This is a genomic window from Burkholderia sp. R-40, from assembly GCF_049942845.1.
In the GTDB taxonomy this organism is placed as follows: domain Bacteria; phylum Pseudomonadota; class Gammaproteobacteria; order Burkholderiales; family Burkholderiaceae; genus Burkholderia; species Burkholderia ambifaria.
This window is the reverse complement of sequence record NZ_CP187967.1, coordinates 3,313,553-3,333,071: the sequence shown is the minus strand read 5'-3', so window position 1 is coordinate 3,333,071 and position 19,519 is coordinate 3,313,553. Positions and strand designations below refer to the sequence as shown.

Genomic DNA, 19,519 nt, shown 5'->3' with positions numbered 1-19,519 from the left:
GACACGGGACGCCATGCGTGCGGCACGGCGCTCCGCGCGGCCAGCGTCAGAACGAATAGATGAACTGCGTCGCGAGCAGGTCGTTGGACTTGCCGTACGAACCGTCGTTGCGCAGGAACACCTTGTTGTTCGCCCAGTCGTGCCGGTATTCGACCTTCACGGTGATCTGCTGGGTCGGATAGAACAGCAGGTCGAGCGCGACGTCCTGGCGGATGGCGCCCTTGCAGTCGAAGCCCAGGCCGCCGTTCGCCTTCGACGTCGCGAGGCAGTCCGCATCGACGCCGAAGCCGTTGGACGGATCCATCCCGTTGCCGTTCAGCGCGATGCCGCCGCCGCCACCGCCGTTCTTGCGGTTCACGAGCGCATCGTAGCGCAGCGTCACGCCCATGCGGCCGACCACCGGTGCGTTGAACTTGCGGTGCGCGAGCAGCGACAGGCCGTACCACTGCGCGAGCCCGCCGTTGTACGCCGCATGCTGCTGCTGGCCGTAGTCGAGCTCGGCGTTGTACTGGATGTCGGCCAGCGTGTAGGTCGCGTCGACTTCGCCGAAGAAGAACGTGCCGTACGCGCTCGGCGCGGCGCCGCCCGGGCCGTAGTGGACGTTGCCGTCCGCATCGATCGCGCTCGCCAGCGTTTGGCGACCGATGTTGAACGAGCCGCCGATGTCGAGTGCGCTCGACCACGTGTAGTCGGCGCGCGCGGTGAAGGTCGGCACCTTGTTGCTGGTCGTGATCGGGTCGCCAAGCGCATTGGTGCCCGTCTGCGTGACCGAGCCGTAGGTGCGGTACTGCTCGTTGCCGACGAAGAACTTCCACGCCCAGCTGCCCTTCGTGTAGTTCGCGCCCGCACCGACGTAGCTGCCCGGATCGGAGAAGTCGTACAGCAGGTTGTGCGTGAGCGTGAGCATCTGGTTCGACTGCTGCACCTCGTAGCCGCCGAAGCTCGGGATTAGGCCGGCGACGAGCGTGGTCGACGCGGTGATCGGCACGTTGATGACCGCGGTGTTCAGCAGGTTGTCGGTGATCGAGCCGCGCGAGTTCTGCAGCAGCGTGATGCCATTGCCGCGGTTCGGCATCAGCGTGATCTCGGCCGACGGCGCCATCGGGCCGACGCCGAAGGTCTTCTTGATGTCGAGGTACAGGTCGCCGAACGTGCTGTTGAAGTAGTTGTACGCGTTCTCGTGGTTCGCGAACAGGAACGACGACGTACCGGCCGCGCGGTTGTAGATGTAGGTCGGGTCGATATAGCCCGTCACCGACAGGCCCGCGAGCGGCCCGGTGCTGGCCGCGTCCGTCAGCGAGTCGACCTTCAGCTGCTGGTTGGCGATCTGCTGCTTCATTTCGCTGACTTCGTCGTTGGTCAGCGCGGCCTGCGCACGGCCATAGTCCGGCGAGGCCGGGTCGGCGGCCACGATTACCGGCCTCGCCGCGGCCGTTGCACCCGCCTGCGCGACGGGTGCGCCGCCCGGCTTCCCGGCGAGCTGCGCCTGCATGGCCTTCATCTGCTTCTGCAACGCGGCCACCTGCGCCTGCAATGCCTTGATTTCGGCGGAGGTCGAGTCGGCCAGCGCGATGCCCGGCAACGCGCCGGCCACCAGCAGGCAGATCAGTTTCTTCTTCATTGCGGATTCTCCTTGTCGTGTGCCTGTCAATCTGCGTTTCGGTGCGCGCCGCAAACGCGCGGCGCGCAGGTCTTGTTATCGATGGATGGGGAGGCGGGGCGTCAGGCCGCCGCGAACGCCGCCTTCAGGTCGGCCACCCGACGCCGTTCGCGCGCGATCATCATCTGGTTCACGACGATCACGCCGATCGTCACCGCGGTGATGAACAGCGTCGCCAGCGCGTTCATCTCGGGATTCAGGCCGAGCCGCACGCGCGAGAACACCACCAGCGGCAGCGTCGTCGAGCCCGGCCCCGACAGGAACGCCGACAGCACCAGATCGTCGATCGACAGCGTGAACGACAGCAGCCAGCCCGACAGCAGCGCCTGCGAGATCAGCGGCAGCGTCACCACGAAGAACACCTTCAGCGGCGTCGCGCCCAGATCCAGCGCCGCTTCTTCGAGCGACTTGTTCATCTCCTTCACGCGCGACTGCACGATGATCGCCACGTACGACACGCACAGCATCACGTGACCGATCCAGATCGTCACCATCCCGCGGCCCTTCGGCCAGCCGAACATCTGCTCCAGCGCAACGAACAGCAACAGCAGCGAGATCCCCTGGATCACCTCCGGAATCACCAGCGGCGCGTTGATCATCCCCGTGTACAGCGTGAAGCCCTTGAAACGGCCGAAGCGCGCGAGCACGAAGCCCGCCCACGTGCCGATCACGACCGACGCGGTGGCCGTCAGCAGGCCGATCTTCAGCGACAGCCACGCGGCGGTGAGCAGCTCGTCGTCTTCCAGAAGCGCCGCGTACCACTTCAGCGAGAAGCCCGACCACACCGTCACCAGCTTCGATTCGTTGAACGAGTACACGACCAGGCTGATGATCGGGATGTACAGAAACAGGAAGCCGAAGGCGAGAACGCCCGTCGACAGCGGTTTGTTCGGCTTGATCATTTCGCGTCCTCCAGTTCCTTGACCTGGTAGTACTGGAACAGCGCCATCGGCACCAGCAACAGCAGCACCATCGCGACCGTCACCGCGGACGCCATCGGCCAGTCCATGTTGTTGAAGAACTCATCCCACATCACGCGGCCGATCATCAGCGTGTCGGCGCCGCCGAGGAGTTCCGGAATCACGTATTCGCCCACCGCCGGAATGAACACCAGCAGGCTGCCGGCGATGATCCCGTTCTTCGACAGCGGCAGCGTGATGCGCGTGAACGCGACCCACGGCTTCGCACCGAGATCGTACGCGGCCTCGAGCAGCGTGAGGTCCATCTTCACGAGGTGCGCATAGAGCGGCATGATCATGAACGGCAGGTACGAATAGACCATCCCGATGTAGACACCGGCGTCGCTGTGATAAAGGCGCAGCGGCGTGTGGATGATGCCCAGCGCGATCAGCGTGTGATTCAGCAGGCCGTCGTCCTTCAGGATGCCGATCCATGCGTACACGCGGATCAGGAACGACGTCCAGAACGGCAGCATCACGGCCATCATCAGCACGTTGCGGCGGTTCGGTTCGGCGCGCGCGATGTAGTACGCCATCGGATAACCGATCAGCAGGCACAGCACCGTCGACACGGCGGCCATCTTCAGCGAGCTGAGGTAGGTCGCGATGTACAGGTCGTCCTGCAGCAGGAACGCGTAGTGCGACAGCTGCAGCGCGAAGTGCACGACACCGTCCTTGAACGCGACGAGGGATGTGTACGGCGGGATCCCCATCACCTGGTCGGCGAAGCTGATCTTGAACACCAGCACGAACGGCAGCGCGAAGAAGATCGTGAGCCACAGGAACGGCACGCCGATCGCGACGTTGCGGCCCGACGGCAGGAAGCGCGACAGCGCGGTGAAGCGGCTGCGGCGCGCGCGGCCGGCGCCGGCGCTGCTGCTTGCCGCACCGGTCGACACCGGCGCGGACGGAGTGGAAGCGGAAGTTCTGATCATGTCGTCCTCACTGCGTCAGCACGACGCCGCTGGCCGGCGACCACGACACGAACACGTCGTCGTTCCACGACGGCGCACCGTCGTGCAGCAGGTGCGAGCTCGACAGGTTCGATACGACCGTCTTGCCGCTCGGCAGCCGCACGTGATACAGCGAGTAGCTGCCCATGTACGCGATGTCGGTCACGACGCCGCGCGCCCAGTTGTGATGCGAGCCGGGCTTGTCGCGCGACACATGCACGCGCTCGGGCCGCACCGAGATGCCGACGGGCATCCCCAGCGGGCCGGTCACGCCGTGGCTCACATACATGCGCGCCTCGAGATCGTCGCTTTCGACGAAGATGTGATCGGGCTCGTCCTCGACCACGCGCCCTTCGAACAGGTTGGTCGAGCCGATGAACTCGGCCGAGAAGCGGCTGTTCGGGTATTCGTACACTTCGCCGGGCGTGCCGATCTGCACGATCTTGCCTTCGCTCATCACCGCGAGGCGGCTCGCCATCGTCATTGCCTCTTCCTGATCGTGCGTGACCATCACGCAGGTCACGTCGACCTTCTCGATGATGTTCACGAGTTCGAGCTGGGTCTTCTGGCGGATCTTCTTGTCGAGCGCGGACATCGGCTCATCGAGCAGCAGCAGCTTCGGGCGCTTGACGAGCGAGCGGGCCAGCGCGACGCGCTGCTGCTGGCCACCGGACAGCTGATGCGGCTTGCGCTTCGCGTACTTGCTCATCTGCACGAGCGCGAGCGCGTCCGCCACGCGTTCCTTGATCTCGTTCTTCGGCGTGCCTTCCTGCTTCAGCCCGAACGCGACGTTCGACTCGACCGACATGTGCGGGAACAGCGCGTACGACTGGAACATCATGTTCACCGGGCGGCGGTACGGCGGCAGCGACGCGAGGTCCTCACCGTCGACGAGGATCTTGCCCGAGGTGGCCGTCTCCAGCCCGGCGAGCATGCGCAACAGCGTCGACTTGCCGCAGCCCGAGCTGCCGAGCAGCGCGAACAGCTCGTTCTTCGCGATCGTCAGGTTCACGTTGTCGACGGCGGTGCTGTCGCCGAACTTCTTCACGACGTTTTCGATGCGCACGAACGCATCGTTCTTCGAACGGGCCGCGGCGGCGGGTTGGGTCTGGCGTACGGCAGCGGAAGAGGGTATCGATTGCATGGGAGTCACCATTCGTTCTTCACGGATTGCTGGCGCGAGCGTCCCCGCGCGAGGCGCGCAACGCGACTCGCGGACAACGGCTCATGCCGGATGGAACAGGGCGCGCGGTGCGCGCGGGCAGACGGAGCGTTCGCGGATCCCGGGCGGGCAGGCGTTCAGCCGATGCCTGCGCCGCCGTGACGGGTCGCGGTCAGTGGCCCGTCTTCAGCTGCGCCCAGAGACGGTTCTCGAGGCGCAGGATGTCGGACGGCATCGGCTTCATCAGCACCATCTTCTTGAGCACGTCTTCCGGCGGATAGACGGTCGGGTCCTGCGCGACGGCCGGCGTGACGAACTGATGGGCGGCCTTGTTCGCGGTCGGGTAGAACATCTCGTTCGTGATCGCCGCGTTGACCTTCGGGTCGGACACGTAGTTGATCCACTTCATCGCGGCCTCGTGGTGCGGTGCATCCTTCGGGATCACCATCACGTCGAACCACAGCAGGCCGCCTTCCTTCGGGTTCGCGAACTTGATGTCGTACGCGCGCTTCGCCTCCGCCGAGCGGCGGTGCGCGATGCCGATGTCGCCCGACCAGCCGAGCACGACGCACACGTCGTTGTTCGCGAGGTCGTTCGCATAGCCGGCCGAGCTGAACTGCGTCACGTACGGGCGGATCTTCTTCAGCACGTCGTAGGCCGCCTGGTAGTCGCCGGGGTTGGTGCTGTTCGGGTTCTTGCCCATGTATTGCAGCGTGGCCGCGAACACGTCGACGGCCTGGTCGAGGAACGACACGCCGCAGCTCTTCAGCTTCTCCATGTTGGCCGGGTCGAACACCAGCGCCCAGCTGTCGACCGGCGCCTTGTCGCCGAGCGCCTTCTTCACCGCCTGCGCGTTGTAGCCGATGCCGTCCGTGCCGTAGGCCCAGGGCACGCCATACTGATTGCCCGGATCGGCCTTCGCGATCATCTTCATCAGCACCGGATCGAGGTTCGCGAGATTCGGCAGCTTCGACTTGTCGAGCTTCTGGTACACGCCGGCCTGGATCTGCTTGGCCATATAGTTCGACGTCGGCACGACGATGTCGTAGCCCGAGCTGCCCGCCAGCAGCTTCGCCTGCAGCGTGTCGTCGCTGTCGTAGTTGTCGTACTTGACGTGGATGCCCGTCTGTTTCTGGAAGTTCGGGACCGTGTCGGGGGCGATGTAGTCGGACCAGTTGTAGATGTTCAGCTCATCGGCATGCGCCGACGGGCTGGCGACCGACGTGAACGCGGCCGCGGCGGCAAGGGCGGCAACGGAACAGGCTTGGCGAAGAAAGCTGGAACGCATGGTGGAATTCCCCTGGATGATGGTGGCGTACGGCGCCCGCCGCACGCCCGTAGGCAAGGTCGTTACGAAAGGCCCAGTTGCTGGGCGGTCGCATCGACGGCCTTCTTCGCCTTCGATACGAGTTCATCGATTTCCTGACGCGAGATCACGAGCGGCGGCGACAGCAGCATCCGGTCGCCGGTCGCGCGCATGATCAGGTTGCCGTTGAAGCAGAAGTCGCGGCAGATCGTGCCGACGTCGCCGCCGTTCGCGAAGCGCCGACGTTCGGCCGGCGCTTCGGCGAGCTGCAGGCTCGCGACGAGGCCGTGGCCGTGCACCTCGCCGACGATCGGGTGACGCGCGAAGGTTTCGCGCATCAGCGCCTGGAAGTAGGGGCCGGTGTCGTTCTTCACGCGCTCGACGATCCCTTCGTCGCGCAGCAGCTTCAGGTTCGCGACCGCGACGGCCGCCGCCACCGGATGCCCCGAGTACGTGAGGCCGTGATTGAATTCGCCGTTGTCGATGATCGGGCGCGCGACGCGCTCGTGAATGCCTACCGCACCCATCGGCACGTAACCCGACGTCAGGCCCTTGGCCATCGTGATCAGGTCCGGCTCGAAGCCGAAGTGCTGGTGCGCGAACCATTCGCCGGTGCGTCCGAAGCCGCCGATCACTTCGTCGGCGACGAGCAGGATGTCGTACTTGCGGCAGATCCGCTGGATTTCCGGCCAGTACGTCGACGGCGGGAAGATCACGCCGCCCGCGCCCTGGAACGGCTCGCCGATGAACGCGGCGACGTTCTCCGCGCCGAGCTCGAGGATCTTCGCCTCGAGCTGCTGCGCGCGTGCGAGGCCGAACGCTTCGGGCGTCTCGCCGGCTTGCGCCTCGCCGAAGAAATACGGCTGGTCGATGTGCACGATGTGCTCGACCTTCGACGGCATCTGCTCGTGCATGTAGCCCATCCCGCCGAGCGTGCCGCCCGCGATCGTCGAGCCGTGGTAACCGTTCTTGCGCGAGATCACGAACTTCTTCTGCGGCTTGCCCTGCACGCGCCAGTACTGGTGCACGACGCGCAGCACGGTGTCGTTGCCTTCCGAGCCGCTGTTGCAATAGAAGAAGTGGTTGAAGCCCGCGGGCGTGACTTCGGCGAGCAGCGCCGACAGCTCGATCACCGGCGGGTGCGTGGTCTTGAAGAACGTGTTGTAGAACGGCAGTTCCTGCAGCTGGCGGTACGCGGCGTCGGCGAGTTCCTTGCGGCCGTAGCCGACGTTCACGCACCAGAGGCCGGCCATCCCGTCGATCACCTTGTTGCCGTCGGAGTCCCACAGGTAGACGCCGTCGGCCTTCACGATCACGCGGCTGCCCGCGCGATTGAGCGCGCCCATGTCCGAGAACGGGTGAATGTGATGCGCGGCGTCGAGCGCGCGGTATTCGGCGGTCGAGCGGGCCTGCGTCGTGCGCGGTGCGACAGCCGGTGCGGCCGGCTGGATCCACGCTGATTCGTTGCGGTACGTCATGTTTCCTCCGTATTCGTTGGTACGTTCGTGCGCGCGCTTACACGTGCAGCAGCAGATGACGGCGTTCCCACGAGCTGATCACGCGGAAGAACGCTTCGTATTCGGTCTCCTTCAGCGCGAAATACGCCTTCAGGAACTTGTGGCCGAGAATCTCGCCGAGCGGCTCGCACGCGGCCATCAGCGTGAGCCCTTCCTCGAGGTTGCGCGGCAGCTGGTACGGCAGGTCGTAACCGTCGCTGACGAGCGGCTCGGTCGGCTCGAGGCGCTGCGTCATGCCGAGATAGCCGGCCGCGAGCGTCGCCGCGAGCGCGAGGTACGGGTTGCAGTCGACGCCCGGGATCCGGTTCTCGATGCGGCGTGCGGCCGGGCCCGAATGCGGGATGCGAAAGCCGACCGTGCGGTTGTCGTAGCCCCACTGCACGTTGATCGGCGCGGCCATGAAGCGCGACAGCCGGCGATACGAGTTGATGTACGGCGCGAAGATCGGCATCAGGGCCGGCGTGTACTTCTGCAGCCCGGCGAGGTAGTTGTAGAAGAGCGACGTCGCACCGCCCGTCTCCGGCGACGTGAACAGGTTGCGGCCCGTTTCCTCGTCGACGATGCTCTGGTGCACGTGCATCGCGGAGCCCGGCTCGCCTTCCATCGGCTTGGCCATGAACGTCGCGTACATGTTGTGGCGCAACGCCGCCTCGCGCACCGTGCGCTTGAACAGGAACACCTGGTCGGCCAGCGACAGCGCGTCGCCGTGCATGAAGTTGATCTCCATCTGCGCGGCGCCGACTTCGTGGATCAGCGTGTCGATGTCGAGCCCCTGCGTTTCGCAGTACTCGTAGATATCCTCGAACAGCGGATCGAACTCGTTGACGGCCTCGATCGAATACGACTGGCGGCCCGTTTCGGGGCGGCCCGTGCGGCCGACCGGCGGGCGCAGCGGCAGGTCCGGGTCCTTGTTCATGTCGACGAGGTAGAACTCGAGTTCGGGCGCGACCACCGGCTTCCAGCCCTTCGCCTTGTACAGCGCGAGCACGCGGCGCAGCACGTAGCGCGGCGAGATCTCGACCGGCGAGCCGTCGAAATGCACGCAATCGTGGATCACCTGCGCGGTCGGGTCGACGGCCCACGGGATCAGGCGGATCGTCGACGTGTCGGGCACGCACACCATGTCGGGGTCGGTCACGCCGGTCAGCGACCCATCTTCCGGATATTCGCCGGTGACGGTCTGCACCATCACGGCCTGCGGCAGGCGCATCGATTCGCCGGACGTGAACTTGTTGCGCGGCGTGATCTTGCCGCGTGCGATGCCGGCCATGTCGGGGATGATCGCCTCGACTTCGGTGATCCGGTGCTGTCTCAGAAAGTCTTCCATGTCTTGCATGTCCGTTCTCGTTGTGTGGGTCGGCGCGCTCAGGCGAGCGCGGCAGCGGCCGTGGTATGCGTGCGGGCGGCGCGGCGGGCGCGGCAGGCGTCGCCGAACGCGCGAAAGATCGCGCTCGACAGCGGGTCCTGCGCATGCCGCCATTCCGGATGCCATTGCACGGCGAGTGCGAAAGCCGGTGCATCGACGACGCTCACGGCCTCGATCAGGCCGTCCGGTGCGACGGCTTCGACGGCGAGGCCGGAACCGAGCTGCGCGATGCCCTGCTTGTGCAGCGAGTTCACGTGCACTTCGTCGCGTCCGTCGGCGAGCGCATGCAGCTTGCCGCCGGGTGTCAGGTGCACGATGTGCGCGGGGCCGTATTGCGATTCCATCGGCGCGGTGTCGTCCTCGCGGTGATCCGCGAGGCCCGGCACGTCGTGCACGCGCTGATGCAGCGTGCCGCCGCAGACGACGTTCAGCTCCTGGAAGCCGCGACATACGGCGAGCACCGGCACGCCCGCCACGATCGCCGCGCGCAGCAGCGGCAGCGTCGTCGCATCGCGTGCAGGGTCGTGCTTCGTGCCGGGTGTGCTCGGCTCGCCGCCGTACAGATGCGGCTCGACGTTCGAATAGCTGCCGGTAAACAGCAGGCCGTCGACCGTGTCGAGCACGTCGTCGACCGACTGCCGATCGCCGAGCGCGGGCAGCACCATCGCGAACGCGTGCGCGCCGTCGACGATCGCCGCGACGTACTTGTCGCCGACCGTGTGCGACGCGTGTGCGCCGAGCTGCGTGAAGTCGGCGGTGATGCCGACGAGGGGTTTCCTTTCCATGACGTCAATCAGTTGTCCATAAGGCTTGCACGTGCGTTGCGCGAAGACGCAAAAACGCGGGCACGACAAAGCCCTGCAGCCTGGCGCAGAGCGCGAAGGCCGCTGATGAATGGGCACGACGGGGTCGCGTGGCGGCCCGCGCTGTGCGCGACGGTCAGGCCGTCGTTCGTTTCGTTGCGATGCGTGACGCGGCAATCGATGCGCGAACGCGTTCCGTCACCGCGCGAAAGAGGCGGCAGACGAACAGGCAGCTGAAACGAACGACGAGAAAAGGGGGAGAGGCGCTATGGCAGCAGCGACGCGACTTCGTCGGTATCGACGGCCACGAATGCACGTGCGGATACGGCGTTGTGACGCCGAACGGAACGACGGGACAGGATGGTGTAGATCGACAGGTGCAGCAGGCGAGGACTATGCCAGCCGCAACTGCCATCGGAAGCGGGAGCAGCGCTGCGCAAACTTCGCACATCGCCTCGATCCCACCTCACCAGAGGGCCACGGACTCTCACGATTACACTCGACTGGTTTGTTGAAAGTATTGAACACCTGATCGTTTCGGCGCGCGGGGCGTTTAAAATAATCGAGGTGTCGGGCCTGCGTCATTTGCATCGGTCGGCATCGTTTTTTACGTTGCGATAACGTGTTTCGGTGCCGACGAATGGTCAATGATGTTGACCTGAGAGCCAGCATATACGAGTCAAAAACGGCGTCAAATGTTTTTTGACGGTCCCGTGTCAGGGCTTTCCCGGGGCACTCCGAACAAAATATTCGTAAATGGAATGCGGTGTCGGGTGTTCATTATTTCGAACGCCTTTCAGGGTTTTCCCCGCTGATGCGCGGCATAAAGTGATTAGAATATTCAACGGCTGCCCCACGCGTCGCTTCACCTTTTCACCGCACTACTATCGTGTCCGAAACCGAATCGATGTCCACCGAAGTCGCCGAGCGCCTGCGTTTCGTGCGCAACAAGCATGGCCTGTCGCAGCGCGAACTCGCGAAGCGGGCCGGCGTGACCAACGGCACGATCTCGCTGATCGAACAAGGCCGCGTGAGCCCGTCGGTCGGCTCGCTGAAGAAGCTGCTCGAATGCATCCCGATGAGTCTCGCGGAGTTCTTCACGTTCGAGCTGGTCGAGTCGCGCTCGGTCGTGTCGCGCCGTGACGAGATGCCGAACCTCGGCAACGAAACGCTCGCGTTTCACCTCGTCGGCGCCGGCGTGAAGGATCGCAACATGTGCATCATGCGCGAGATCTACCAGCCGCTTGCCGATACGGGGCCCGAGATGCTCGTGCACGCGGGGCACGAGGGCGGCGTGGTCGTGTCGGGCCGGCTGGAGCTCACCGTCGACAGCGCGACCTGGCTGCTCGATCCCGGGGACGGCTACTACTTCGAAAGCCGTTTGCCGCACCGTTTTCGCAATCCCAGCGCGGAACAGCTCTGCGAGGTCGTGTCGGCCAATTCGCCGGCCACCTTCTGACCGCGCATCACCGCATTCGCCGTCGGCAGTGTTGCCATTGCGCGGCGCGCTGCTGCGCGAATGCCACGACAATTGAGGCATCCTGATGAACAAGTTGACTTTGGCTGACTGGCAGGACAAGGCGGCGTCGCTCGAGATCGAAGGGCGCGCATTCATCGACGGCGCGTCGCGCGACGCGCACGGCGGCAAGACGTTCGACTGCGTGAGCCCGATCGACGGCCGCGTGCTCGCGAAGGTGGCCGACTGCGGCGAAGCCGACGTGAACGCCGCGGTGGCGGCCGCGCGCCGCGCGTTCGACGCCGGCGTGTGGGCCGGGCTGAACCCGCGCGCGCGCAAGGCCGTGCTGCTGCGCTGGGCCGCGCTGATGCGCGAGCATCTCGACGAACTGTCGCTGCTCGAGACGCTCGACGCGGGCAAGCCGATCGGCGATACGACGACGGTCGACGTGCCGGGCGCCGCGTATTGCGTCGAGTGGTTCGCCGAAGCGATCGACAAGGTCGGCGGCGAAGTCGCGCCGGCCGACCATCATCTCGTCGGTCTCGTCACGCGCGAGCCGGTCGGCGTGGTGGCGGCCGTCGTGCCGTGGAACTTCCCGATCCTGATGGCCGCATGGAAGTTCGGCCCGGCGCTCGCGGCCGGCAACAGCGTCGTGCTGAAACCGTCGGAGAAGTCGCCGCTCACCGCGATCCGCGTCGCGCAGCTCGCGTTCGAAGCCGGCATCCCGGCCGGCGTGTTCAACGTCGTGCCGGGCGCGGGCGAACCGGGCAAGCTGCTCGCGCTGCATCGCGACGTCGACTGCATCGCGTTCACCGGCTCCACCGCGGTCGGCAAGCTGATCATGCAGTACGCCGCGCAGTCGAACCTCAAGCGTGCGTGGCTCGAACTCGGCGGCAAGTCGCCGAACATCGTGCTGCCCGATTGTCCGGATCTCGACCGCGCCGCGCAGGCCGCGGCCGGCGCGATCTTCTACAACATGGGCGAGATGTGCACGGCCGGCTCGCGCCTGCTCGTGCATCGCGACATCAAGGATGCGTTCATCGAGAAGCTGGTCGCGGCCGCGCGTGCGTACGTGCCGGGCAACCCGCTCGATCCGGCGGTATCGATGGGCGCGATCGTCGACGGCGTCCAGCTCGAGCGCGTGCTCGGCTACATCGACGCAGGGCGCAAGGAAGGCACGCTCGTCACGGGCGGCGCACGCGTGAACGAGGCATCGGGCGGCTTCTACGTGGAGCCGACGGTGTTCGAGGTGAAGCCCGATGCGAGGATCGCGCGTGAGGAGATCTTCGGTCCCGTGCTGTCGGTGATCGTGTTCGACGACGTCGACGAGGCAGTCAGGATCGCGAACGATACCGAGTACGGGCTCGCGGCGGCCGTGTGGACGTCGGATCTGACGACCGCGCACGACGTGTCGCGCCGGCTGCGCGCGGGCACGGTGTGGGTGAACTGCTATGACGAGGGTGGCGACATGAACTTTCCGTTCGGCGGCTACAAGCAGTCGGGCAATGGCCGCGACAAGTCGCTGCACGCGCTCGAGAAGTACACCGAACTGAAGTCGACGTTGATCCGGCTGCGCTGACGCGGCCGGTGTGCGGGCGCGGTGCCGACCGGCACTGCGCCCGCGTGCGATGCACCCGCGTCAGGCCGAGCGCAGGGCCGGGTGGAAGCCCGCGGCCTCGATGATCGACTGCACGCGCGCGGCGCCTTGCGCCGATTCGACCTTCACGAGCTTCGCGGCCACGTCGATGTCAAGCTTCGCGGCCGGGTCCGCCGCCGTCACGGCGCGCGTGATCGCATTGGCGCAGCCGCCGCAGGTCATGTCCTGGACTTCGAATTCCATCGTGTTCTCCTGAGTTGACGATTGACGAGTACATTCAGCTTGAAGCTTGCCATGGTGGGAAGGTCAAGCGCGTTCATGACGTGCGGTCACGCAACAGCTATTTGTAAACATGAAGTCTGACGAATGGGCGGCTTACCTGCGCGCGTCATCCCGAACTTCTCCCGATTGACGACTGCGCATTGTTGGCGAACTCCGGCGAAGCCTTGCGCGGCAAGGCGCATGCGGAATCGACGCCGCACGATCTCCATGATCCGAGTAAGGGTACTCCGAGTTGAAAATGCGAATCGATCTTAGTATCGATTCCCCTCGATATTTCTTTTCATTACCACCATGACTCGTTTCGCCATCGGCTTCGCACTGGCCCTCCTGGGCGCATCGGCAACGTCCGCCTTCGCGGCCGACGACGTCGTCAACCTGACGCTCAAGGACCACAAGTTCTCGCCCGACGGCGTGACGATCCCGGCCGGCAAGAAGGTGAAGTTCGTCGTCAAGAACCTCGACGCGACGCCCGCGGAATTTGAAAGCGACGATTTCAAGGCCGAGAAGGTCGTGCCGGCCGGCAAGTCGGTCGAGATTCTCGTCGGGCCGCTGAAGGCCGGCACCTACGAGTTCCACGACGAGTATCACGAAGCGCAGTCGAAGACGCACCTGACCGTCAAGTAAGCGGATATCACCATGCTGTCGACCGCCCTGATCGTCTTTCGTGAAGTGCTCGAGGCCGCGCTGGTGGTCTCGATCGTGATGGCCGCCACGAAGGGCGTGCCGCAGCGCGGCTGGTGGGTCGGCGGCGGGCTCGTCGGCGGCGTGATCGGCGCGGGCCTGATCGCCGCGTTCGCCGACGTGATTTCGCAATGGGCGTCCGGCATGGGGCAGGAAGTCTTCAACGCGGGCGTGATGTTCGTCGCGACGCTGATGCTGGCGTGGCACTGCATCTGGATGAGCAGCCACGGCCGCGAGATGGCGCTGCACATGGGCGAAGTCGGGCGGGCCGTCGCCGCCGGCAGCCGGCCGCTGACGGGGCTGGCGATCGTGGTCGGCGTCGCGGTGTTGCGCGAAGGCTCCGAGGCCGTGCTGTTCCTGTACGGCATCGCGGCGGGCGACCCGGGACAGACGCCGCAGATGATCGTCGGCGGGCTGCTCGGCGTGCTCGGCGGAGCCGGGCTCGGCTATGCGATGTACGCGGGGCTGCTGCAGATTCCGCTGAAGCGCCTGTTCTCCGTCACCAACGCGCTGATCGTGCTGCTCGCGGCGGGGATGGCGAGCCAGTGCGCGGGCTTCCTGCTCGCGGCGGGCCTCGTGCCGTCGTGGGGCGATACGGTGTGGGACACGTCGTGGCTGCTCAAGGAATCGAGCATCGTCGGCAAGGCGCTGCATACGCTGGTCGGTTATACCGCGCGTCCGGCGGGGATCCAGATCGTCGCGTACGTCGTCACGCTGGTCGCGATCGTCGTGCTCACGCGGCTCGTCGGCCGCCCGCGTACGGCCATGAGGCCGCCGCGTCCGGTCGCCTGAGCCGGCGGCAGGTCTGAATGCAACAAGGGGCGTCGTGGACGCCCCTTGTTCTTTGCGTTGACGGTTCGCGCGCAGTTCGCGCGTGGCCCGTTCAGCGATGCCCGTCGATCCACGCGCGGGCCCATTCGAGCCCCGCTTCGCGCGCTTCGTCCTCGGTATCGAACACGCCGAGCACGCCCGACGCTTCGACGAGCCGATTGTTCTGCGTGATCGTGCCGCTCGCCGCGAAGCGTTCGGGCTGCAGGATCTCGTCCTGCTGCAGGATGGCGTGGCCCCAGATCTGGTAGCCGTGATAGCTCTGCGCTTCCATTATCGCGTCACCTTCGCGGAGCGGGCGTTCGTGCCGACGCGCAGCACGTTGCCGTCCGGCGTGTATTGCCGCGGGATGTGGGAGAAATTGAGCGCGTGCGGCGTGTCGGGCGCCGCCGGCTGCATCACCGTGAGCCGGCCGGGCGCGGGCTGCGCGACCGGGCGCGGCGCGACCGGCGCCTCGACCGTCGCGGCGGGCGGACGATGCGGGGCGGCCTTCACGGCTTGCGCGACGCGGCGATTGTGCGGCTTGACCGCGGCCTTCGGCTGCACGCTCGCATGTTTTTCGACGGCCTTGCCGCCGGCGTGCGCGTCGGCACCGCTGCGCGCGGCCGGCATACGGGCATCCGGCATGCGGGCATCCGATGTGCGTGCTGCCGGATGCCGCGCCTCGGGCGGGTTCCAGACTTCGACGTAGTGCTCGGCCGCCCAGCCCGTCGACGCGAAAGTCAGCGCCAGCAATCCGCATCCAAACAGTCTTACCATGGTCTCTCCGTCATCTTGCTTGCGGCTCGCGTCGCGGTATCCGGTGCGGGATCGGCCGCCCGTGCGCATTCGGGGAAGGCGGTTCAGGAGAACACCTCGAGCCCGTGCTTCTCGACGATCTGCAGCATACGCGCGGCGATGCCGCTCGGACGCTTGTCGCCCTGTTCCCACTGGCGGATCGTCGATGTGGTCGTGTTCAGATAGAGCGCGAACACGCTCTGGCTGACGTTGACCGACTTGCGGATACGGGCGATCGCCTCCGGATCGAACTGCGGTGCAGCTTCGATGCAGAGCGCGTCGTATTCGCGCATCGTCTTCTTGTCGATCAATTGCGCGCGATAAAGGCCCGACGCGGCGCTGTGGACCGCCTCCGTCGCGTCGCTCTTGAATCGACTCTTAGCCATTGCAAATCTCCACCCACTCGTTCAGTGCGACCAGTGTCGCGATGTCGACGTCGGTGTGTCGACCGACATCCGCGGCGAGCTTCCTGAAGGCGCGCAGCTCGCGTGCATCGATGTTGTCGCGGTCACGTTTCGCGAACAGGAACACGAACACCCACGTATGCCCGACCTTGCCCAGCACGATGCCTCGCTGGCGATTGTCGTCCAGGCGCTTCTTCCAGACGTTGCCGCCGAGGTCGATGCCCTGGCCCCGCGCCAGCTCCCGAACCGCCCGGCAGAGGTCGCGATCGGCGATTCCCGCTTTTCCTGCTGCCTTGTGAAACCACTTCGTCTTGAACACGCGTCGTACGGAAGCAGACATGTCGAGCCAGTCGAGTTAGCACAGGATTATATACCACTACGTGGTACATATTTCGACCTGGCCGAACGGCCTGCTTCGTGCGTTGCTTCGTCTCTGCTTCCTGCCGATACGCGTCCGGACGGCCGGCGACGGCCCGTCCGGGGAACCTGCGTTACTCCACCGTCACCGACTTCGCGAGGTTGCGCGGCTTGTCCACATCGGTGCCGCGCGCGCACGCGGTGTGATACGCGAGCAGCTGCAGCGGCACGACGTGCAGGATCGGCGACAACTGCCCGTAGTGTTCCGGCATCCGGATCACGTGCAGGCCGTCGTCGTTGACGATCTGCGTGTCGGCATCCGCGAACACGTACAGCTCGCCGCCGCGTGCCCGCACTTCCTGCATGTTCGACTTCAGCTTCTCGAGCAGCGTGTCGTTCGGCGCGACCGTGACGACCGGCATCGCTTGCGTGACGAGCGCGAGCGGCCCGTGCTTCAGCTCGCCGGCCGGATAGGCCTCCGCGTGGATGTACGAGATTTCCTTCAGCTTCAGCGCGCCTTCGAGCGCGATCGGGTAGTGCAGCCCGCGGCCGAGGAACAGCGCGTTTTCCTTGCGTGCGAATTCCTCCGACCACGCGATGATCTGCGGCTCGAGCGCGAGCACGCTGTTCAGCGCGGCCGGCAGGTGGCGCAACTGCTTCAGGAATTCCGCTTCCTGCGCGGCGTCGACGTGCCCGCGCAGCTTGCCGAGCGTCGCGGCCAGCACGAACAGCGCGACGAGCTGGGTCGTGAACGCCTTCGTCGACGCGACGCCGATCTCGGTGCCCGCGTGCGTCAGGAACTGCATCTCGGTGAGGCGCACCATCGCGCTCGTCGCGACGTTGCACACCGCGAGCGTATGCGTGTGGCCGAGCGACTGCGCGTGCTTGAGCGCGGCGAGCGTGTCGGCCGTCTCGCCCGATTGCGAGATCACCAGCACGAGCTGGCGCGGGTTCGGCACCGACTCGCGGTAGCGGTATTCGCTCGCGATCTCGACCTGGGTCGGGATCTTCGCGATCGATTCGAGCCAGTACTTCGCGGTGAGGCCCGAGTAGTAGCTCGTGCCGCATGCGAGGATCAGCAGGCTGTCGATGTCAGCGAACGCGGCGGGGGCCGCGTCGCCGAACAGCGTCGCGTCGAACGCGTCGGTTTGCGGCACCGTGTCGCCGATCGCGCGCGGCTGCTCGAAGATTTCCTTCTGCATGAAGTGGCGATACGGGCCGAGCTCGACCGCGCCGCCGTACGCGCTGACGACGCGGATCTCGCGCTGCGCGAGCGCGCCGTGGCGGTCGACGATCTTCACGCCGTCGAGCGACAGTTCGCACACGTCGCCTTCCTCGAGGAACGTGAAGCGGTCGGTGCTGCCGGCCAGCGCCAGCGCATCGGACGCGAGGAAGTTCTCGCCGTCGCCGTGACCGACGACGAGCGGCGAACCCTGGCGCGCACCGACGACCGTGTGCGGCTCGTCCTTGTGGGTGACCGCGATCGCATACGCGCCGTGCAGCTGCTGCACGGCTTCGCGCACGGCGTCGAACAGGTTGCCGCGATACAGGCTGTGCACGAGGTGCGCGATCACTTCGGTGTCGGTCTGCGACACGAATTCGTAGCCCTTCGCACGCAGTGTTTCGCGCAGCGTCTCGAAGTTCTCGATGATGCCGTTGTGCACCAGCGCGAGCGCGTTCGACGAGAAGATCGGGTGCGCGTTGTGCGTGACGGGCGCGCCGTGCGTGGCCCAGCGCGTGTGCGCGACGCCGGTCGTGCCTTCGAGGTGCGATTCGTGGACCTGCGCGTCGAGATCGGCGACGCGCGCGACGCTGCGCGCGCGCTTCGGTGCGCCCGGCTCGAGCACGGCGACACCGCACGAATCGTAGCCACGGTATTCGAGGCGCCGCAATCCTTCGATCAGCACCGGAACGATATTACGCTGCGCAACTGCGCCGACAATGCCGCACATGAAACTTACCCTCTATGTGGAAACGGGCGCCGTGGAGCGCCCGCGTGATGTCAACTTTTCTTCTTGACCGGGCGGACGTAGCCGCTCTTCGCGGTCTGCGTCTTCTCGTTCAATGCGAGGACGCCCTCGGCGACGTCCTTCCAGATCGTCGTGCCGGCCGCGATCGTCACGCCGCGGCCGACGCGCACCGGCGCGACCAGTTGCGTGTCCGAGCCGACGAACACGTCGTCCTCGATCACGGTGCGGAACTTGTTCGCACCGTCGTAGTTGCAGGTGATCGTGCCCGCGCCGATGTTCACGCGTGCGCCGATGTCGGCGTCGCCGATGTACGTCAGGTGGTTCGCCTTCGAGCCGTGGCCGATCACCGCGTTCTTCACCTCGACGAAGTTGCCGACGTGCGCTTCGTCCGCGAGCTGCGCGCCCGGGCGCAGCCGCGCGTACGGGCCGATTACCGTGTTCGCGCCGAGCTCGGCGCCGTCGATGTGCGTGAAAGCGTCGATGCGCGTGCCGGCGCCGACCGACGCGTTGCGGATCACGCAGTTCGGGCCGATCGTCACGTTGTCGGCGAGCGTCACGTTGCCTTCGAACACGCAGTTCACGTCGATCGACACGTCGCGGCCGCAGCGCAGCGTGCCGCGCACGTCGACGCGCGCCGGATCGGCGAGCGTGACGCCGTCGACGAGCAGCGCATCGGCGACGTTGCGCTGATGGATGCGCTCGAGCTCCGCGAGCTGCGCCTTGCTGTTCACGCCGAGCGTTTCCCATTCGTCGTCGGGCTGCGACGTGACGACGTCGAAGCCGGCCTCGATCGCGAGTTCGACGACGTCGGTCAGGTAGTACTCGCCCTGCGCGTTCTCATTCTTCAGCGCGCCGAGCCACATCGCCAGCTGGCCCGTGGGCGTGATGATGATGCCGGTGTTGATCTCGGCGATCTTCAGCTGTTCGGGCGACGCATCCTTCTGCTCGACGATGCGCGTGACGAAGCCGGCCGCGTCGCGCACGATGCGGCCGTAGCCGGTGGGATCGTCGAGCGTGACGGTCAGAATCCCGTAGCTGCCGTCGCGCGCGGCGTCGACCAGACGCCGCAGCGTCGACGCGCGGGTGAGCGGCACGTCGCCGTACAGCACCAGCGTCGGTTGCGCGGGATCGAGCAGCGGCAGCGCCTGGCGCACCGCATGGCCGGTGCCGAGCTGCTCGGCCTGCACCGCGAACTGGACGTCGGGCGCGGCGACGGCGGCCTGGACCTGCTCGGCGCCATGCCCGACGACGACGACGAGCCGCGACGGCTGCAGCGTGCGCGCGGTGGCGATGACGTGGGAGAGGAGCGGCCTGCCGGCCAGGGGATGAAGCACTTTCGGCAGCGCGGAACGCATGCGCTTGCCGGTGCCTGCCGCCAAAATCACGATATTCATGGCGCCAGCTGTCAGAGGAGTTCGAAGCCGACCATTTTAGCATGCGG

20 protein-coding genes are annotated in these 19,519 nt (G+C 66.1%); 4 read left to right on the top strand and 16 right to left on the bottom strand.

Annotated elements, in window-relative coordinates; translation table 11 throughout:
* Window positions 1-46: 46 nt before the first annotated feature.
* The 9 genes from ACP26O_RS15405 to ACP26O_RS15365 form a co-directional block, all read right to left on the bottom strand.
* Window positions 47-1,621, bottom strand: a complete 1,575-nt coding sequence (locus ACP26O_RS15405; protein WP_175665949.1) for a DUF3138 family protein — start codon at window positions 1,619-1,621, stop codon at window positions 47-49.
* Window positions 1,622-1,722: 101 nt separating this feature from the next.
* Window positions 1,723-2,562 carry an ABC transporter permease subunit gene (locus ACP26O_RS15400; protein ID WP_105786537.1) on the bottom strand — a complete coding sequence of 280 codons (840 nt, stop codon included), beginning with the start codon at window positions 2,560-2,562 and terminating at the stop codon, window positions 1,723-1,725.
* Window positions 2,559-3,551: an ABC transporter permease subunit gene (locus ACP26O_RS15395; RefSeq protein WP_175665957.1), complete on the bottom strand. Its 993-nt coding sequence runs from the start codon at window positions 3,549-3,551 to the stop codon at window positions 2,559-2,561. Before ACP26O_RS15395 ends, ACP26O_RS15400 begins: the two co-directional genes overlap by 4 nt.
* A gap of 10 nt (window positions 3,552-3,561) precedes the next feature.
* Window positions 3,562-4,716 (bottom strand): ABC transporter ATP-binding protein, encoded by a 1,155-nt coding sequence (locus ACP26O_RS15390; RefSeq protein ID WP_011658123.1) that lies wholly within the window; start codon window positions 4,714-4,716, stop codon window positions 3,562-3,564.
* 190 nt (window positions 4,717-4,906) lie between these two features.
* Window positions 4,907-6,022, bottom strand: a complete 1,116-nt coding sequence (locus ACP26O_RS15385) for a polyamine ABC transporter substrate-binding protein (protein ID WP_426356253.1) — start codon at window positions 6,020-6,022, stop codon at window positions 4,907-4,909.
* A 62-nt stretch (window positions 6,023-6,084) separates the two neighbouring features.
* On the bottom strand, window positions 6,085-7,518 hold the full coding sequence (locus tag ACP26O_RS15380) for an aspartate aminotransferase family protein (protein WP_175701396.1): 1,434 nt from the start codon (window positions 7,516-7,518) through the stop codon (window positions 6,085-6,087).
* Between the two features lie 37 nt (window positions 7,519-7,555).
* Window positions 7,556-8,893 carry a glutamine synthetase family protein gene (locus ACP26O_RS15375; protein ID WP_012364877.1) on the bottom strand — a complete coding sequence of 446 codons (1,338 nt, stop codon included), beginning with the start codon at window positions 8,891-8,893 and terminating at the stop codon, window positions 7,556-7,558.
* Between the two features lie 29 nt (window positions 8,894-8,922).
* Window positions 8,923-9,708, bottom strand: a complete 786-nt coding sequence (locus ACP26O_RS15370; protein WP_175665696.1) for a gamma-glutamyl-gamma-aminobutyrate hydrolase family protein — start codon at window positions 9,706-9,708, stop codon at window positions 8,923-8,925.
* A 284-nt stretch (window positions 9,709-9,992) separates the two neighbouring features.
* A complete protein-coding gene (locus ACP26O_RS15365) occupies window positions 9,993-10,175 on the bottom strand; it encodes a hypothetical protein (protein ID WP_006402789.1) in 183 nt (60 codons plus the stop codon).
* 458 nt (window positions 10,176-10,633) lie between these two features.
* Here ACP26O_RS15365 and ACP26O_RS15360 point away from each other — a divergent pair, with 458 nt between their 5' ends.
* Complete coding sequence (locus tag ACP26O_RS15360; RefSeq protein ID WP_126228658.1) at window positions 10,634-11,185, top strand: cupin domain-containing protein; 552 nt, start codon at window positions 10,634-10,636, stop codon at window positions 11,183-11,185.
* 85 nt (window positions 11,186-11,270) lie between these two features.
* Complete coding sequence (locus ACP26O_RS15355; protein WP_175665695.1) at window positions 11,271-12,761, top strand: aldehyde dehydrogenase; 1,491 nt, start codon at window positions 11,271-11,273, stop codon at window positions 12,759-12,761.
* Between the two features lie 60 nt (window positions 12,762-12,821).
* Here ACP26O_RS15355 and ACP26O_RS15350 read toward each other — a convergent pair whose 3' ends face one another.
* The gene (locus ACP26O_RS15350) at window positions 12,822-13,022 is read right to left on the bottom strand and encodes a heavy-metal-associated domain-containing protein (protein WP_105834735.1); all 201 of its coding nucleotides are present in this window, start codon (window positions 13,020-13,022) and stop codon (window positions 12,822-12,824) included.
* A gap of 330 nt (window positions 13,023-13,352) precedes the next feature.
* Here ACP26O_RS15350 and ACP26O_RS15345 point away from each other — a divergent pair, with 330 nt between their 5' ends.
* Entirely contained in the window at window positions 13,353-13,685 is a 333-nt protein-coding gene (locus ACP26O_RS15345) for a cupredoxin domain-containing protein (protein ID WP_006488047.1), read from the top strand.
* Window positions 13,686-13,697: 12 nt separating this feature from the next.
* Window positions 13,698-14,534, top strand: coding sequence for an FTR1 family iron permease (locus ACP26O_RS15340; protein ID WP_105834736.1), 837 nt, complete (start codon window positions 13,698-13,700; stop codon window positions 14,532-14,534).
* A 91-nt stretch (window positions 14,535-14,625) separates the two neighbouring features.
* Here the strand turns inward: ACP26O_RS15340 and ACP26O_RS15335 are convergent, their stop codons facing one another.
* The 6 genes from ACP26O_RS15335 to glmU form a co-directional block, all read right to left on the bottom strand.
* The gene (locus ACP26O_RS15335; RefSeq protein ID WP_006754617.1) at window positions 14,626-14,844 is read right to left on the bottom strand and encodes a hypothetical protein; all 219 of its coding nucleotides are present in this window, start codon (window positions 14,842-14,844) and stop codon (window positions 14,626-14,628) included.
* Window positions 14,844-15,329, bottom strand: coding sequence for a hypothetical protein (locus ACP26O_RS15330; RefSeq protein ID WP_175665694.1), 486 nt, complete (start codon window positions 15,327-15,329; stop codon window positions 14,844-14,846). Before ACP26O_RS15330 ends, ACP26O_RS15335 begins: the two co-directional genes overlap by 1 nt.
* Window positions 15,330-15,412: 83 nt before the next feature.
* The gene (locus ACP26O_RS15325; protein WP_006760978.1) at window positions 15,413-15,733 is read right to left on the bottom strand and encodes a helix-turn-helix domain-containing protein; all 321 of its coding nucleotides are present in this window, start codon (window positions 15,731-15,733) and stop codon (window positions 15,413-15,415) included.
* Entirely contained in the window at window positions 15,726-16,091 is a 366-nt protein-coding gene (locus ACP26O_RS15320) for a type II toxin-antitoxin system RelE/ParE family toxin (protein ID WP_011658114.1), read from the bottom strand. The genes ACP26O_RS15325 and ACP26O_RS15320 overlap by 8 nt, the downstream gene beginning before the upstream one ends.
* A gap of 151 nt (window positions 16,092-16,242) precedes the next feature.
* Entirely contained in the window at window positions 16,243-18,060 is a 1,818-nt protein-coding gene (gene glmS / locus ACP26O_RS15315; protein WP_426356252.1) for a glutamine--fructose-6-phosphate transaminase (isomerizing), read from the bottom strand.
* A 50-nt stretch (window positions 18,061-18,110) separates the two neighbouring features.
* The gene (glmU, locus tag ACP26O_RS15310; RefSeq protein ID WP_175665692.1) at window positions 18,111-19,472 is read right to left on the bottom strand and encodes a bifunctional UDP-N-acetylglucosamine diphosphorylase/glucosamine-1-phosphate N-acetyltransferase GlmU; all 1,362 of its coding nucleotides are present in this window, start codon (window positions 19,470-19,472) and stop codon (window positions 18,111-18,113) included.
* Between the last annotated feature and the right edge of the window lie 47 nt (window positions 19,473-19,519).